This window comes from Pseudomonas acericola (SeqCode) (assembly GCF_053456465.1).
This window is the reverse complement of sequence record NZ_JBRFJB010000001.1, coordinates 1,184,455-1,199,731: the sequence shown is the minus strand read 5'-3', so window position 1 is coordinate 1,199,731 and position 15,277 is coordinate 1,184,455. Positions and strand designations below refer to the sequence as shown.

The window sequence follows — 15,277 nt, the reverse complement described above, 5'->3', positions numbered from 1 at the left end:
TGCGTGTTAGGTGGGTCGGGCAAGACTGCCGGGGTTTGCAATCCTGCTCCAATGGAGGTTCACGCATGCTCGGGCTGGTAAAGACCGCACTGCACAAGCCGTACACGTTTATCGTGTTGGCTATATTCATCTGCATCATCGGGCCGATGGCGGCCCTGCGAACCCCCACGGATGTCTTCCCCGATATCGGCATCCCCGTGGTTGCCGTGGTCTGGCAGTACAACGGCTTGTCGCCGGATGCCATGGCCGGTCGGGTGATCTACACCTACGAACGCTCCCTGAGCACCACCGTCAACGACATCGAACATATCGAATCGCAATCGCTGCCCGGCATGGGCATCGTCAAGATCTTCTTCCAGCCCGGCGTCGACATCCGCACCGCCAACGCCCAAGTGACGGCCGTGTCACAAACCGTGCTCAAGCAAATGCCGCCGGGCATCACGCCGCCGCTGATCCTCAACTACAGCGCATCCACGGTGCCGATCCTGCAACTGGCGTTCTCCAGCCCGAGCCTGTCGGAAGCGAAGATCCGCGACCTGGTGCAGAACAATATCCGCCTGCCGTTAAGCGCCCTGCCCGGCCTGGCCATGCCCACGCCCATGGGCGGCAAGCAACGCCAGATCACCCTCGACCTCGACCCACAGGCGCTCGCCGCCAAAGGCTTGTCGGCCCAGGACGTGGGCAACGCCCTGGCCTTGCAAAACCAGATCATCCCGGTGGGCACCGCCAAGCTCGGCCCCAACGAATACACGATCCTGCTCAACAACAGCCCCAAGGCGATCGACGAGCTCAACGACCTGCCGATCAAGACCGTGGACGGCGCGCTGATCACCATCGGCCAAGTGGCCCACGTGCGCGACGGCTCGCCGCCGCAAACCAACATCGTGCGCGTCGACGGCCACCGCGCCGTGCTGATGCCGGCGCTGAAAAACGGCAGCATTTCCACCCTGTCGATCATCGACGGTATCCGCCAGATGCTGCCGCGCATCGACGAAACCCTGCCGCCGTCACTGAAGACCTCGCTGCTGGGCGATGCCTCGGTGTTCGTCAAGCAATCGGTGGGCAGCGTGGCCCAGGAAGGCATCATCGCCGCCCTGCTGACCAGTGCGATGATCCTGCTGTTCCTGGGCAGCTGGCGCTCGACGCTGATCATCGCCGCGTCGATTCCCCTGGCTGTACTGTCGGCCATCGCACTGCTCGCCGTCAGCGGGCAAACCCTCAACGTCATGACCCTCGGCGGGCTGGCGTTGGCGGTGGGAATTCTGGTGGACGACGCCACCGTGACCATCGAGAACATCAACTGGCACCTGGAACAAGGCAAGTCGGTAAAAACCGCGATCCTCGACGGCGCCGCGCAAATTGTCGGCCCCGCGTTCGTCTCGCTGCTGTGCATCTGCATCGTGTTCGTGCCGATGTTCATGCTGCAAGGCATCGCCGGTTACCTGTTCCGCCCCATGGCGCTGGCGGTGATCTTTGCCATGGCCAGTTCGTTCATCCTCTCGCGTACGCTGGTACCGACGCTGGCGATGTTCCTGCTCAAGCCGCACACGCCGGAGCAAGGCGCGGGGCATCACCCGGAAGATGAATTCATCAACCATCACGAGGGTGAGCAACACGCCAAACCACGGCATGCCGCGCTGCAAGCGGTGCTGAACTTCCAGCAGGGTTTCGAGCGTCACTTCTCGAATATCCGCGACACCTACCACGGCCTGCTGCTGTTGGCGCTGGGCAACCGCAAGCGCTTTATCGTCGGTTTCCTCGCCTGCGTGCTCGCGTCGTTCCTGCTGCTGCCGAGCCTGGGCCAGGACTTCTTCCCCACCACCGACGCCGGCGCCCTGGCCCTTCACGTGCGCTTGCCCTTGGGCACGCGGATCGAAGAAAGCGCCGCCGCCTTCGACCGCATCGAAGCGCGTATCCGTGAGGTGATCCCCAGCGCTGAACTCGACACCATCGTCGATAACATCGGCATTCCCCTCAGCGGCATCGACATGGCCTATAGCAGCAGCGGCACCATCGGCCCGCAGGACGGCGACATCCAGGTCACCCTGAAGCAGGACCACGCGCCCACCGCCGACTACGTGAAAAAACTGCGTGAAGCGCTGCCGCAAAGCTTCCCCGGCAGCCACTTCGCGTTCCTGCCCGCCGACATCAGCAGCCAGATCCTCAACTTCGGCGCCCCGGCCCCGCTGGACGTGAAAATTTCCGGGCGCAACGATGCCGAAAACCGCGCCTATGCAGTGGAACTGGAACGCCGCCTGCAACACGTCCCTGGCATCGCCGACCTGCGTATCCAGCAGTCCACCGGCTACCCGTCGCTGCAAGTCAATGTCGACCGCCTGCGGGCCAACGGCCTGGGCATCACCGAGCGCGACGTGACCAACAGCATGGTCGCGTCCCTGGCCGGCAGCTCGCAGACCGCGCCGACCTTCTGGCTCAACCCGGCCAACGGCGTGTCGTACTCCATCGTCGCGGCGACGCCGCAATACCGCCTCGACAGCCTGCCGTCGCTGGAAGCCTTGCCGGTGACCGGCGCCGACGGCCAGTCGCAGATCCTCGGTGGCGTGGCGAGTATTTCCCGCGTGCAAAGCCCGGCGGTGGTGACCCACTACAACATCGAGCCGACCCTGGACCTGTACGCCAACGTGCAAGGCCGCGACCTCGGCGGCGTAGCGCGCGACGTGCAAAAAGTGCTGGATGACACCGCCTCCATGCGCCCCAAAGGCGCGACCATCAGCCTGCATGGGCAGATCGACGCCTTGCATGAAGCCTTCAGTGGTTTGAGTCTGGGCCTGCTCGGCGCCGTGGTGCTGATCTACCTGCTGATCGTGGTCAACTTCCAGTCGTGGGCCGACCCGTTCGTGATCATCACCGCACTGCCGGCCGCACTCGCGGGCATTGTGTGGATGCTGTTCCTCAGCGGCACCTCACTGTCGGTGCCCGCCCTTACCGGCGCCATCCTCTGCATGGGCGTGGCCACCGCCAACTCGATCCTGGTAGTGAGCTTCTGCCGTGAACGCCTGGCCGAACATGGCGATGCACTCAAGGCGGCGATGGAGGCCGGTTACACACGCTTCCGCCCGGTGTGCATGACCGCCCTGGCGATGATCATCGGTATGTTGCCACTGGCCCTTTCCGAAGAACAAAACGCCCCCCTCGGCCGGGCGGTGATCGGTGGCTTGATCTTCGCCACCATCGCCACCCTGTTGTTTGTCCCCGTGGTGTTCAGCCTGGTCCACGGCCGTCACCCTACTCGCGCAGTTGCCGGAGAAACTCCCCATGTCGTCTGATCACAAACCCTCGCGCAAGCGTCTGATGCTCCTGGGTGTCGGCGGCCTGACCCTGGCCGCCCTGCTGGTCGCCAACGGCCTGCATGCCCGCACCTTGCATGAACAATCCGTTACCGCCTGGACAGAGACCGCCGCCATCCCACAAGTGCTGGTGTTCCAACCGCAACAGAACGCCGCCGGCGATACCCTGCGCTTGCCCGCTCACCTGGAAGCCTGGAGCAAGGCGCCGATCCATGCGCGGGTCAGTGGCTACTTGAAAGACTGGAAAGCCGACATCGGCACCCAGGTCAAGGCCGGGCAAATCCTCGCGGAAATCGACAGCCCGGACCTCGACCAGCAACTGGCGCAAACCCACGCCCGGCTGAGTCAGGAACAGGCCAATGCACGCCTGGCCGAGACCACCGCCACGCGTTGGCAAAACCTGCTGGCCAGCCACTCGGTGTCACGCCAGGAGGCCGATGAAAAAACCTCCAACGCCGCCGCCGCGAAGGCCAACGCCGAAGCCGCCGCTGCCGACTATGCGCGGTTGTCGGCGCTGGCCGGCTACAAGACCATCCGCGCACCGTTCGCCGGCACCATCACCGCACGCAACACCGATATCGGCCAGTTGATCAAAGCAGACACCGACAGCGACCCAGAGCTGTTCAACCTCGCCGATACCCACCAGTTGCGCCTGTACGTGCCGGTGCCGCAAAACTACGCGGCGGTCATCCACCCCGGCCTGGAAGCCGAACTGACCGTGCCCGAACATCCTGGCGAACACTTCAAGGCCCGCCTGATCGGCGACTCCACCGCCATCGACCGGCGCTCCGGCACCCTGCTCGCGCAGTTCGTCGCCGACAACCCCAACGGCGAGTTGCTGCCCGGTGACTACGCCGAAGCGACCTTGCCGATCCCCGCCGACACCCATGGCGTGAGCATCCCCGCCAGCGCCTTGATCTTCCGCGCCGAGGGCACGCAAGTCGCCGTGCTCGACGGGCACAATCACGTGCACCTGCAAACTATCCATATCGGCCTCGACCTCGGCGAACGCCTGGTGATCGACCAGGGCCTCAAGCCCGCCGACCGCGTGATCGACAACCCGCCCGACGCCCTGCGCGAAGGTGACCCGGTGCAATTGGCCGATGCCTCGGGAGGTGCCCATGCGCCCAAGGCTTAAACCCCTCGCGGCCCTGCTGTTGCTGGCGCTGCACGGCTGCTCCATGGCGCCCACCTACAAGGTGCCAAGCGTTGACCTGCCCGCCGGCTATCGCGAACAGACCAGCGACGGCCCGTGGCACAGCGCGCAGCCGGCCGATCAATTGGCCCCCGAATGGTGGACGCTCTACCACGACCCGCGCTTGAGCGCACTGCAACAGCAACTGCTCAAGGCCAATCCGGATCTGGCGGCGGCGCTGGCGCACTTCGATGCCTCCCAGGCCTACGCCAGCCAACTGCATGCCGGGTTGTTCCCGCAAATCAACGCCAGTGCGCAGCCGCTGCGCCAACGCCAATCGGACTCGCGCCCCCTACGTGGCACCACCCAGCCATCGGTCTACAACAGCAACACCGCAGGGTTTTCCCTGAGCTACGACCTGGACCTGTGGGGCAAAATCCGCAACCAGGTCGCGGCCGGTGATGCCCAGGCGCAAGCGGCCGGCGACGACTTGGCAGTGGCGCGCTTGAGCCTGCAACAGCAGTTGGCGAGCTTGTATGTGCAGCTCAACGGGCTGGATGCACAAGCGCGGATTCTCGACCATTCACTGGAGGATTTTCGCCAGGCGCTGCAACTGACGCGCAGTCGCTACGAGGGCCAGATCGCCTCGGAACTGGACCTGACCCGTGCGCAAAACCAACTGGCCGAAGCCAAGGCGCAATGGGATGACGTGCGCGGGCAACGCAACCTGACCGAACATGCGATTGGCGAACTGGTGGGCGTGGCGGCCAGCACCTTCAGCCTCGCGCCGAGTGCGCAGCTGCTCGCGCTACCGGGCATTCCGGCACAGCTGCCGAGCCACCTGTTGCAACGTCGCCCGGACATTGCGGCGGCGGAGCGGCGCGTGTTTGCCGCCAACGCCAACATCGGCGTAGCCAAGGCGGCGTGGTACCCGGACTTCAGCTTGACCGGGGTGCTTGGCGGGCAGACACAAGGCGTCGGCAACCTGCTGTCGGCAAGTAATCGCTATTGGGCGCTGGGGCCGCTGGTCAACCTGCCGATCTTCGATGGCGGGCGCTTGAGCGCCAATGAACGCCAGGCCAAGGCCGAATTCGAAGAAGCCTCGGCGCAGTACCGCAGCCATGTACTGAAAGCCGTGCGCGAAGTAGAAGACAACCTCGCCCAACTGCGCGACCTGCAGCAGCAAGCCGACGACGAACAAGCGGCGGCGGATGCGGCGCAGCACACCCAGTCCTTGGCGATGAACAGCTATCAGGCGGGCGCCGTGAGCTACCTGGACGTGGTGACGGCGCAGACCGCCGCCTTGCAGGCGCAACGGACCTTGCGGGCGGTACAGACGCGACAGTTGCAGGCGAGTGTGGGGTTGCTGACTGCGCTGGGCGGCGGTTGGCAGCCTGGCGCCTGATCCCCGACTACCTGTGGCGGGCTTGCTTGCAATCGCCGTGGTTCAGCCGGATATCTGGCGACAGACCACCGCGCACAAGCAAGCTTGCGCCGCACTCTTTACATCTTGACGCCGTATAAAGCAGGGGTATCCACGGGGTCCACTTGGTTGCCCGCTAATACAATTCTCTTGAGGTGCGGCTGAAGGGCAAGATGAAAAAATGAACCACGTCCCAAGTGCCCGCGCCCCTCATGGGCAAATTTTTGGTCAAACTGCCCATTCTGCAGAAGACGCGCATAAATTTGCTCGCCACGCGGCGACAGCACACTGCCTGCTACTACCACGCTCCGATCTTGTTGCACTTTGATTGCAAACCAGGAAGTAAACGGGTTTTCGTCAACATGAGGACGCCCGTCATTGAAGGACTGCAACGGCTGGCCCGCTGAATCGTATACAGCGACCATTGCTCGGCTGCTGTCGCCCTTACCGGCTAGATATACAATCTCGTCGAAAACATCCAGGTCATAAAGGCCGGAATTGAGTACCTCCACAACGGCGTACCCGTTGTGCCCGAAGGCTGTCACAAGCGAACCACTCGCTGTATAACGGGCCAACGCAGCATGCGACTCAACCTGCTGTCCGTGGGACACTGACTGCGTACCGCCTACCACGCACCCCCCATCATTCAGGGCAACGACTCGAGACAACGTCGTATCCTTGCCTTCAAAGTGCACAGGGACAATCCCAGTGCCTCCACCAAACTGCAGATTCAACTCACCCGTTGCCAACAAGTTAATCAGCAACCCAAATTCACGAGCCGGGTTCACACCATCAGATATTGAATAACCGGCAGAAATCAAGATGTTGCCATTTGGCTGCAAACAACCAAATGGTTGCTGACTGTGAGTCGCCTGCGCAGGAATCGCCTGAATAATGCGAGTCCCGAATTCACTGTCCGGTTTTCCATCCGACTTGAAGCTGATGACCGCTATTTCACCCTTCTGAGGGTCGTTCATCACTTCCCCTATGAGCAAAATATCTCCGTTGCTCTTCACCAACACATCACAAGGGCGCGAGGCCACACCTTCAACAAAACTGCCCTTGACCACGCCACCTTCTCCGAATCCGACGTCCGGCGTTCCATCTTTACGGTGGCGATACAACCAAAACTGACCCTGCACCCAAAGGACAAATACCTGCCGCTCCTGCGAGTCCACGACGAGTGCCCGAACAAACCCGGAGGTACTCGGGTCGGGTGTCACCACACCCGCGTTGCCGTAGGAGGGGTCAGGTTGGCCAGGTGCGACAGGCCGCTTTTTGCCGATTTGTCCCATGTCATTTCTCCATTGTGCTGAAGATCAACCCACCGCAACTCGGGCTCCGTTAAGGAGAAACCAATCGGCGTATGCCCACAACTGTGAGAAATGACAGTTCTTCCATCCGTTGGTCGGCGTTCCTGTGTGCAATGCCAATCAAACGCCCTCACCGCCGCCGCCCTTGCCACCCACCGGGGCGGTGGAGGACTATGCCACTACGCACAGGACAGGTTAGCGGTGAGGGATCAGTGGCAAAGTATTCAGAGTTGGCCCGTTTACTGCGCAGCAGAATTGAAATGGGCATGTACCAGGCGGGGCAACGCCTTCCCTCTGTTCGCGTGTTGAGCGCAGAACACGGCGTCAGCCTGGGCACCGTCCAGCAGGCCTATCGCCTGCTGGAGGAAGAAGGCCTGGCATCACCCGCGCCCAAGTCCGGCCACTTCGTCACCCGCCGGCAAAACCTGCACCTCTTGCCCACCATGCGCGCCATCGAAAAAAACCCCCTCGATATCCTGGAGTGGGATGAAATCTACAAGGTGACCACCAGCACCCCGGACGAACGCGTGCTGCAACTGGGCAGAGGCATGCCCCACGTTGACACGCCGACCTTGAAGCCCTTGATGAAAAGCCTGAGCCACGAAGCCAAACGCTGGCAAAAGGATGGGCTCAACTATGAAAACATCAAGGGCAACCTGGAACTAAGGACGCAAGTCAGTCGCTTGATTATCGATTCCGGCTGCCTGGTCGACCCGGAAGAAATCATCATCACTACCGGCTGCCAAGAGGCCCTGATGTGCTCCATACGGGCCATTTGCAGCCAGGGCGATATCGTGGTCGTCGAGTCGCCGAGCTTTCACGGGGCGATACAAACCCTCAAGGTCTGCGGCATAAAAGTCATTGAAGTGCCTACCCATCCGCTGACGGGCATCTGCCTGGAATCACTGGAGCTTATTGCTGAGCGCTGGCCGATCCGCGCGGTGCTGGTCAACCCGAACTGCAACAACCCGCTGGGTTATGTCATGCCGGATGAGCGCAAGGAAACCCTGGTGGAACTGTCCAGGACCTTCGGCTTTTTTATCATCGAAGATGACACCTATGGCGACCTCACGTACCCGTACCCGCGCCCCAAAACCATCAAGTCCCTCGACGCCGAGGGCAAGATCATCCTCTGCGGCTCTTTCTCAAAAACACTCGCGCCGGGGCTGCGGGTGGGCTGGGTCGTGCCCGGGAAAATCTACGACAAAGTGCTGCATATCAAATACACCAGCTCCGGCGCCACGGCCACCGCCAACCAACGCGCGATTGCCGAGTTCATGGGCAAGGGCTTGTACCAGATCCATCTGCGGCGCATGCGCGCCAACTACAAGGCCAACCGCGAGTTGATGACCAGTTGGATCTCCAAATACTTCAACCCGAGCATTCGGATCAGCCGGCCCCAAGGCGGGTATTTCTTGTGGATGGAGCTGCCGGACGGCGTGTCGGCCTACGAGCTCAGCGACTACTTGATGCTGCACAACATCCAAATTGCCACCGGGAAAATATTCTCCTCTTCCGGCAAGTATGAAAACTGCATCCGCATCAACTATGGCGGTGTGCTCGATGACCGGGTGGAGGAAGCGATCAAGATGATCGGCAAACGCGTAATGGACCTCAGCGTATCCAACATGCTGCGCTAGTGCCTCAATAACAAACAGGCCGGTGACGGCCTGCCTGCCTCAGCGCATAGATCTCGGTGTTAAGAAAACCGTATGGAGTAGACCCGTTCCGGGCCAGGGCCTGGCTGGTCCGCGCCCCTCACCCAACCGGTTGACTCGTACAATTGGACGGCCTCTTTGTAGCGTGCCCGGGTTTTCAGGAAAATCTCCTTGAAGCCCAACTGCTGTGCCGTCGACACCGCCGTCTGGAGCATCGCCACCCCGGCACCAAAACCGCGATAGTCCTTGTCCAGGTAGTACTTGGTGAGTTTCACCCGGCCATCGTCGCCGCCCGTGAGAATCGCAGAGCCCACCGGCACATCGCCAAACACCGTGACCAACTCCACGACATTCGTCTTGGGTACACCAAAGCACATGATGTCGCGATCATCATCGTCGGGGTCAGCGGCGATGCCGTACTCCACAAAGGTCTTGAACACCATTTTGCGGATGGCGATCGCGTCGTCGAGCCTGGCGCTGCGAATCCGAAAGTGTTCGTTTTCTACGTAAATCGTCTCGCTCATGGGTACCAAGCCTCAACTTCAATGTCCGAGAGCGGAACCAGCACACAGGGCAAGATTGCGTTGTGCCCTCTTTCCTTTTCCGTGAGCGCAAGCATGGGTGCCCACTCGCTGTACTCACCGGAGACGAACCTCACCTGGCAGGCGCCGCACCGCCCCTGCCGGCAACGGGTGCGGACCAGGCCGAGTTTTTCACAGGCATTGACCAGCGAGAACACATCGCCGGCCATGGGCTCACGCTGCCCTGCGCAGGCGAGGGTAAAATTATTGGCGGTCATCGTTGGTCCATTCCCATTCCAGGCTGTCATAGAGCTTCATCAAGCCGCGATTGTTATTCGTAAACTCGACGCCGCGTTGCAGCTCTACTGCGTTGTCGACCACTGCCGCGCGCACGCCATCGAGTGAGGGCCGCGCGAGCTGATCAATCACGGTGATCCAGGCATTGAGATCAGCGCGGAAGAAATTCTTCGCGACCAGCTCGACGGTTTCCTTGAACACCTGTTTTCCGTCTTTGGAGAGCTGCCAATAGACATCGCGCGCCAACACCGCAAACTGCGAGCCGTGGCTCCACTCGTCCTTGGCATGGGCATTGACCGCCGCGAGAAACATCGGCTGGATCGACGTCGCATTCGCCAGCAGGTCCAGGTAATCGGTGATGTGGTTCTCTGTGCAGCAGGCCGTGGCGATACGCGCAATGCGCCGCTTCCATTCGCTGTCCAGCCCATGGATATAGGCATTCATGACGTTTACGAGGTGGAAGTCCGCAGGAAACAACGCCAGTTGCCGGTTGGCCCGCACTTCATCACAGGTGAGCACTGCCAGCAGCGTGTGATAACCCTCGTCCGTCATCGCCTCCGCCATTGAGCGCGCCATCTCGGGGCCGACACTGTTGTCTTGCCGCGAACGAATGACTTCGATACAGGCCGGCGTGACCAAGTCGGTTTCAATAAAGATGGTGTTGCTCTGATAGATAATCCACCCGGCCGAGAGCAAGTCGTTTTTATCTTGAGGCTCCAGGGTGCGCCACGCGTCGAACGACGAGAAAGGTACCATCGCCTCCAGAAAGTCTGGCGCATGCATATCAAACGCAAGGCTGGTAATCCCTTTAAAGCGCATGACCTCGGCGTCAAACGACCAACTTTGGCTGATACGTTCAATCACTTCCCGTGAATAATCGCGGGTTTCAATATCCATTCCACTATGACGCGACATGCTCAGCCCCTTGCGCCGTGAATTCCAGAAACAACATATCCCGCGACGCGACGCCATCGTCTGACGTGTTCATTTGACTGACGCTGTGATACACCTTGGAATCATCAAAAATCACCAGATCGCCATAACGTTTGAGGGTAAAACTTTCGAGCAAAGCCTTGTCGTTGTCATAGATTGAATTTTCTGCGCCGGTGCAATTGTCCGTGCGGTTGACGCAAAACAAACTGGAAAACGTAACACCGTCCTTATGTATGCCTTCCGGCGTCGGGAAACCGGCAACACCGCGCGACGATGTAATTCGCACTTGGTGCAAATACACCTGCCAAACCGCCACATCTTTATAACGGGTAAAGATCGCCACATAATCGCGAATCATGCGTTTTATAAAAGGGTGCGTCGCAATATAGGGTGTAATCGGCTCAAAGTATCGATCCACGCCGCCATTCAAGGTGTTCGTGTACTTATCCTGGAAGAACGGACGATGCGGAAGAATGCCGATTTCATCGTTGAGCACACTGTAGCGAAGTTCGGTAAACCGCCGCCGACGGTATTTGCCGCCGTCCGCCATAAACTCATCCGGTGGCAAGCTATCCCAAGTCTGGAGGAATGCTCTCCAGTCTTCGGAACGATGGGCCAACGTCACAAAATAGTTGAAATAGTTACCCACCCAATAACCACTGCGCCTGAGTTGCTGCTCAATCAGATCAGAGGTGCTTTGCACAGTTGACAATGAACGGGCTGCAGAGCCTTCATACTTCATAGATAGATATCCTTCAATGGATGGTAGAGAACCCTAATGCCGCACCAAAAAATACGAAGAATACAGCGACTACTTTGGAACCGATTCTACTGGCGGAGGGCGACGTCAACTTCGAGGCAATCCTGGTTGCCACCACGGCATAACAGGAAAGAATCGAAAACTTTATCAGCGCACTGATAATCACAAGAAACGCAAAGAACTTAAGATCGGGGGTGCCACTTTTTTCGAACTGCGGCAACAGCGCGGTAAAGTACACCAGCGCCTTTGGATTACTGATACCGATCAAGAAGGACTGGGCCCACTGGCGCGTTAAAGCAGGCGCCCTGACAACAGCTGCATCAGGACTTGCAGCACTCATCATCGAGCGGCTTTTCTTGAACGCACCAATACCGAGGTAAACAAGATAGGCCGCACCGGCCAGTTTCAATGCATTGAACATCGACGGATGTTCTGCAAAAAAAGTGGCAATACCCAATGATGAGATCAAGCCCATGATCAAGATGGCAAATACATCGCCGGTCAATACGCCAATCGCTTTGAACGGCCCATACTTGATGGAGTTATTTACCAGGAACACGGTTGATGGCCCTGGCGAACCGGCTTGCACCATCGTAATCAGAATGAACGACAGCCACGCATAGATAGTCATGATTAAACCCCGGACAAAGACAACTGGACGAATAGACTTCCGGCACTTGCATTAAGACTGGCCCAACGCAACTCAACGAATAAGCTATTGTTATCGCTACTCGGCACTTAATTAAGATCCAGAAAAACCACTTCTTTGATGCACAGTTGAACGCCCGGCCATCTGTATGGTGGTTTTTTCCAAAATCTGTACCAGAGCAGGCACGCGGTATTTTTCAGAAGGGGAAAGACGCAAAAACCGGCGCTAGGCGCCGGTCTATGTGTGTGCGGACGCGCCGGGTGGCGCATCCGTGAGTGATGAAAAACCGCGTCAGGCGGCCATCTGGCGCCCCGCTATCGCGGCGGAGGCGGCGACCATCGCCCGCAACAACACCGCACAGCCCGCCGCCAGATCATCCGGTGCGGCGTTTTCGATTTCGTTATGGCTGATGCCCCCTTCACAGGGCACAAAGATCATGCCTGCCGGACCCAACTCGGCGACGAAGATCGCGTCATGCCCTGCCCCGCTGACAATGTCCATGTTCGACAGGCCCAAGCCATTGGCCGCATCGCGTACGGCGTCCACACAACCCTTGTCGAAATACAACGGCGGGAAGTCCGCCGTCGGCGCCATTTCAAAGCTCAAGTCATGTTTGGCGCAGGTCTCATCGATCACCGTGCGCACCTGGGCAATCATCGAATTCAACCGCGCCGGCTCCAGGTGACGGAAATCCAGGGTCATGCGCACCTCGCCGGGAATCACATTGCGCGAGCCCGGATAGGCTTGCAGGCAGCCCACCGTGCCACACGCGTGGGGCTGATGCCCGAGCGCCGCCGCATTCACCGCTGCCACCACCGCCGCTGCACCCACCAGGGCATCCTTGCGCAGGTGCATCGGCGTCGGCCCCGCGTGGGCTTCGACGCCACGCAGTTTCAGGTCGAACCACTTCTGCCCCAGCGCGCCCAAGACCACGCCGATGGTTTTTTTCTCATCCTCAAGAATCGGCCCCTGTTCGATATGCGCTTCGAAATACGCGCCGACCTTGTGCCCGCTCTCCGGCCGTGTACCGGCGTAGCCAATGGCGTTCAACGCATCGCCCACCGAGACGCCATCGGCATCGACCTTCGCCAGGGTGTCCGCCAGGCTGAATTTCTCGGCAAACACCCCCGAACCCATCATGCACGGCGGGAAGCGCGAGCCTTCTTCGTTGGTCCACACCACCACTTCCAGCGGTGCCTCGGTTTCCACGTTGAGGTCATTGAGGGTACGCAGCACTTCCACACCGGCGAGCACACCGAAGCAGCCGTCGAACTTGCCGCCTGTGGGTTGGGTGTCGATATGGCTGCCGGTCATCACCGGTGGCAGGTCGGGGTTGCGCCCGGGGCGGCGGGCGAAGATGTTGCCGATGCCGTCGATGGTCACGGTGCAACCGGCGGCTTCGCACCACTGCACGAAGAGGTCGCGGGCCTGGCGGTCGAGGTCGGTGAGGGCCAGGCGGCACACGCCACCCTTGGCGGTGGCGCCGAGCTGGGCGAGGTCCATCAGGGACTGCCACAAACGGTCGCGATTGATGTGCTGATGGGTGGATTGCAGAACGTCGAGGGCAGCGTTCATGGGGATCTCCTCAGGCTACATTTCTTATGGATTGAACCCGGTGCAACAGGTGAAAACTGGCTTGTGTGGGAGCTGGCTTTTTGTGGGAGCTGGCTTGCCTGCGATGCAGGCACCTCGGTACATCAGTTGCACTGAGGAGATGCTATCGCAGGCAAGCCAGCTCCCACACAAGCCAGCTCCCACATTTGGATTGCATTTCAACTTTTGACGGCGACCGGGCTAGCGCCGCGTTTGGCATTCAGGGCGTAATACAACACCCCACCCAACGCCGAACCGGTAAACCAGCCATAGCTGTAGAACCAACTGAACGCATCACTGCCCAGCGACAGCAACGTCAGCACCACCGGCACGCCAAAGGCAATGAACCCGCTCCAGTTCCACGCCGGGTACACGTCATCGCGGTACAAACCGGCCAAGTCCAGTTGTTGTTTGCGGGTGATGAAATAGTCCACCACCATGATCCCGGCAATCGGCCCCAGCAGGCTGGAATAGCCGAGCAGCCAGTTGGAATAGACGGTCTCCAGGCTCACATCGGAAACGATCAAGCCGAGCTTTTTCAGCAACTCATGCCCCATCAACACCAGCCCCACCAACCCGGTGAGGATCACCGCCGTAGTGCGGTTGATCAGCTTCGGCGCGATGTTCTGGAAGTCATTGGTCGGCGAAACAATGTTCGCCGCCGTGTTGGTGGACAAAGTGGCGATGATGATCAACAGCATCGCAATGGCCACCCACACCGGGCTCTGGATATGGCCGATCAAGGTCACCGGGTCGGACACGCTCACCCCCACCAGTTTCACCGACGCAGCCGTCATGATCACGCCCAGTGCAGCGAACAGGAACATGGTCAGCGGCAGGCCGAAGATCTGCCCGAGGATCTGGTCCTTCTGGCTTTTCGCGTAGCGGCTGAAGTCAGGAATATTCAGCGACAAGGTGGCCCAGAACCCCACCATCGCGGTCAGGCCGGCCATGAAGTAGCCGGTGAGGCTCGCGCCTTCCGGGCGCTTTGGCGGGATCGCCATCAACTCGCTGAGGGACACGTTCGGCATCGCCCACACCAACAGGCCGATCCCCACCGCCACCAGCAGCGGCGCCGAGAGGGTTTCCAGGCGCTTGATCGACTCGGCGCCACGCAGCACCACCCACAAGTTCAGGCACCAGAAAATCATGAAGCCAATCACTTCACCGGTGCCGCCGAGGGACTTCCAGCCCTCGAAAATCGAACCAAGAAATAAGTGAATCGCCAGCCCGCCAAACATCGTCTGGATACCAAACCAGCCGCACGCCACCAACGCACGAATCAGACACGGCACGTTGGAGCCGAGAATGCCGAACGACGAACGCAACAGCACCGGAAACGGAATGCCGTACTTGGTCCCGGGAAACGCGTTGAGGGTCAGCGGGATCAACACCACGATATTGGCCAGCAAGATCGCCATCAGCGCCTCGCCCACCGACAAGCCGAAGTACGCGGTGAGCACCCCGCCCAGCGTATAGGTGGGCACGCAGATCGACATGCCGACCCACAGCGCGGTGATGTGCCACTTGTTCCAGGTTCGTTCATGCACCTTGGTCGGTGCCATGTCGTGGTTGTAGCGCGGGCTGTCGAGGACGTCGGGGCCGGCGTCGAGTTCGTACAGGCCGTTGCGCTCAATGACTTGCGATCTGTTCTGTTGCATGGCCGCTCCACGGTTTTTTCGAATTA

General features: G+C 60.1%; 12 protein-coding genes. 4 read left to right on the top strand and 8 right to left on the bottom strand.

Annotation, left to right across the window (positions count from 1 at the left end; translation table 11 throughout):
• Positions 1 to 65 precede the first annotated feature (65 nt).
• The 3 genes from ACU688_RS05490 to ACU688_RS05480 are packed head-to-tail and all read left to right on the top strand — an operon-like array spanning position 66 to position 5,848.
• On the top strand, positions 66 to 3,287 hold the full coding sequence (locus tag ACU688_RS05490; RefSeq protein WP_448183947.1) for an efflux RND transporter permease subunit: 3,222 nt from the start codon (positions 66 to 68) through the stop codon (positions 3,285 to 3,287).
• Complete coding sequence (locus ACU688_RS05485; protein ID WP_448183946.1) at positions 3,277 to 4,446, top strand: efflux RND transporter periplasmic adaptor subunit; 1,170 nt, start codon at positions 3,277 to 3,279, stop codon at positions 4,444 to 4,446. Before ACU688_RS05490 ends, ACU688_RS05485 begins: the two co-directional genes overlap by 11 nt.
• Positions 4,430 to 5,848, top strand: coding sequence for an efflux transporter outer membrane subunit (locus ACU688_RS05480; protein WP_448183945.1), 1,419 nt, complete (start codon positions 4,430 to 4,432; stop codon positions 5,846 to 5,848). Before ACU688_RS05485 ends, ACU688_RS05480 begins: the two co-directional genes overlap by 17 nt.
• Positions 5,849 to 5,946: 98 nt before the next feature.
• On the opposite strand, the gene ACU688_RS05475 is transcribed toward ACU688_RS05480, so the two are convergent.
• On the bottom strand, positions 5,947 to 7,161 hold the full coding sequence (locus tag ACU688_RS05475) for an NHL repeat-containing protein (RefSeq protein ID WP_448183944.1): 1,215 nt from the start codon (positions 7,159 to 7,161) through the stop codon (positions 5,947 to 5,949).
• Positions 7,162 to 7,391: 230 nt separating this feature from the next.
• On the opposite strand from ACU688_RS05475, the gene ACU688_RS05470 reads away from it, so the two are divergent.
• Positions 7,392 to 8,819 carry an aminotransferase-like domain-containing protein gene (locus tag ACU688_RS05470; protein ID WP_448183943.1) on the top strand — a complete coding sequence of 476 codons (1,428 nt, stop codon included), beginning with the start codon at positions 7,392 to 7,394 and terminating at the stop codon, positions 8,817 to 8,819.
• A gap of 59 nt (positions 8,820 to 8,878) precedes the next feature.
• Here ACU688_RS05470 and ACU688_RS05465 read toward each other — a convergent pair whose 3' ends face one another.
• The 7 genes from ACU688_RS05465 to ACU688_RS05435 all read right to left on the bottom strand — a co-directional run bounded on the left by ACU688_RS05465 (position 8,879) and on the right by ACU688_RS05435 (position 15,251).
• Positions 8,879 to 9,361, bottom strand: a complete 483-nt coding sequence (locus ACU688_RS05465; RefSeq protein WP_448183942.1) for a GNAT family N-acetyltransferase — start codon at positions 9,359 to 9,361, stop codon at positions 8,879 to 8,881.
• Entirely contained in the window at positions 9,358 to 9,636 is a 279-nt protein-coding gene (locus ACU688_RS05460) for a 2Fe-2S iron-sulfur cluster-binding protein (protein ID WP_448183941.1), read from the bottom strand. Before ACU688_RS05460 ends, ACU688_RS05465 begins: the two co-directional genes overlap by 4 nt.
• Positions 9,623 to 10,570 (bottom strand): diiron oxygenase, encoded by a 948-nt coding sequence (locus ACU688_RS05455; RefSeq protein ID WP_448183940.1) that lies wholly within the window; start codon positions 10,568 to 10,570, stop codon positions 9,623 to 9,625. Before ACU688_RS05455 ends, ACU688_RS05460 begins: the two co-directional genes overlap by 14 nt.
• On the bottom strand, positions 10,557 to 11,330 hold the full coding sequence (locus ACU688_RS05450) for a 2OG-Fe dioxygenase family protein (protein ID WP_448183939.1): 774 nt from the start codon (positions 11,328 to 11,330) through the stop codon (positions 10,557 to 10,559). The genes ACU688_RS05455 and ACU688_RS05450 overlap by 14 nt, the downstream gene beginning before the upstream one ends.
• 13 nt (positions 11,331 to 11,343) lie before the next feature.
• Complete coding sequence (locus ACU688_RS05445) at positions 11,344 to 11,979, bottom strand: LysE family translocator (protein ID WP_448183938.1); 636 nt, start codon at positions 11,977 to 11,979, stop codon at positions 11,344 to 11,346.
• A 309-nt stretch (positions 11,980 to 12,288) separates the two neighbouring features.
• A complete protein-coding gene (locus tag ACU688_RS05440; RefSeq protein ID WP_448183937.1) occupies positions 12,289 to 13,572 on the bottom strand; it encodes a Zn-dependent hydrolase in 1,284 nt (427 codons plus the stop codon).
• Positions 13,573 to 13,769: 197 nt separating this feature from the next.
• Positions 13,770 to 15,251, bottom strand: coding sequence for an NCS1 family nucleobase:cation symporter-1 (locus ACU688_RS05435; protein WP_448183936.1), 1,482 nt, complete (start codon positions 15,249 to 15,251; stop codon positions 13,770 to 13,772).
• Positions 15,252 to 15,277: the final 26 nt, after the last annotated feature.

What these genes read in the sequence shown, in the direction of transcription:
- ACU688_RS05490 (WP_448183947.1), top strand. Translation starts at nt 66, where the DNA reads ATGCTCGGGCTGGTAAAGACCGCACTGCACAAGCCGTACACGTTTATC.
- ACU688_RS05475 (WP_448183944.1), bottom strand. Translation starts at nt 7,161, where the DNA reads ATGGGACAAATCGGCAAAAAGCGGCCTGTCGCACCTGGCCAACCTGAC.
- ACU688_RS05485 (WP_448183946.1), top strand. Translation starts at nt 3,277, where the DNA reads ATGTCGTCTGATCACAAACCCTCGCGCAAGCGTCTGATGCTCCTGGGT.
- ACU688_RS05455 (WP_448183940.1), bottom strand. Translation starts at nt 10,570, where the DNA reads ATGTCGCGTCATAGTGGAATGGATATTGAAACCCGCGATTATTCACGG.
- ACU688_RS05465 (WP_448183942.1), bottom strand. Translation starts at nt 9,361, where the DNA reads ATGAGCGAGACGATTTACGTAGAAAACGAACACTTTCGGATTCGCAGC.
- ACU688_RS05440 (WP_448183937.1), bottom strand. Translation starts at nt 13,572, where the DNA reads ATGAACGCTGCCCTCGACGTTCTGCAATCCACCCATCAGCACATCAAT.
- ACU688_RS05445 (WP_448183938.1), bottom strand. Translation starts at nt 11,979, where the DNA reads ATGACTATCTATGCGTGGCTGTCGTTCATTCTGATTACGATGGTGCAA.
- ACU688_RS05450 (WP_448183939.1), bottom strand. Translation starts at nt 11,330, where the DNA reads ATGAAGTATGAAGGCTCTGCAGCCCGTTCATTGTCAACTGTGCAAAGC.
- ACU688_RS05480 (WP_448183945.1), top strand. Translation starts at nt 4,430, where the DNA reads ATGCGCCCAAGGCTTAAACCCCTCGCGGCCCTGCTGTTGCTGGCGCTG.
- ACU688_RS05460 (WP_448183941.1), bottom strand. Translation starts at nt 9,636, where the DNA reads ATGACCGCCAATAATTTTACCCTCGCCTGCGCAGGGCAGCGTGAGCCC.
- ACU688_RS05435 (WP_448183936.1), bottom strand. Translation starts at nt 15,251, where the DNA reads ATGCAACAGAACAGATCGCAAGTCATTGAGCGCAACGGCCTGTACGAA.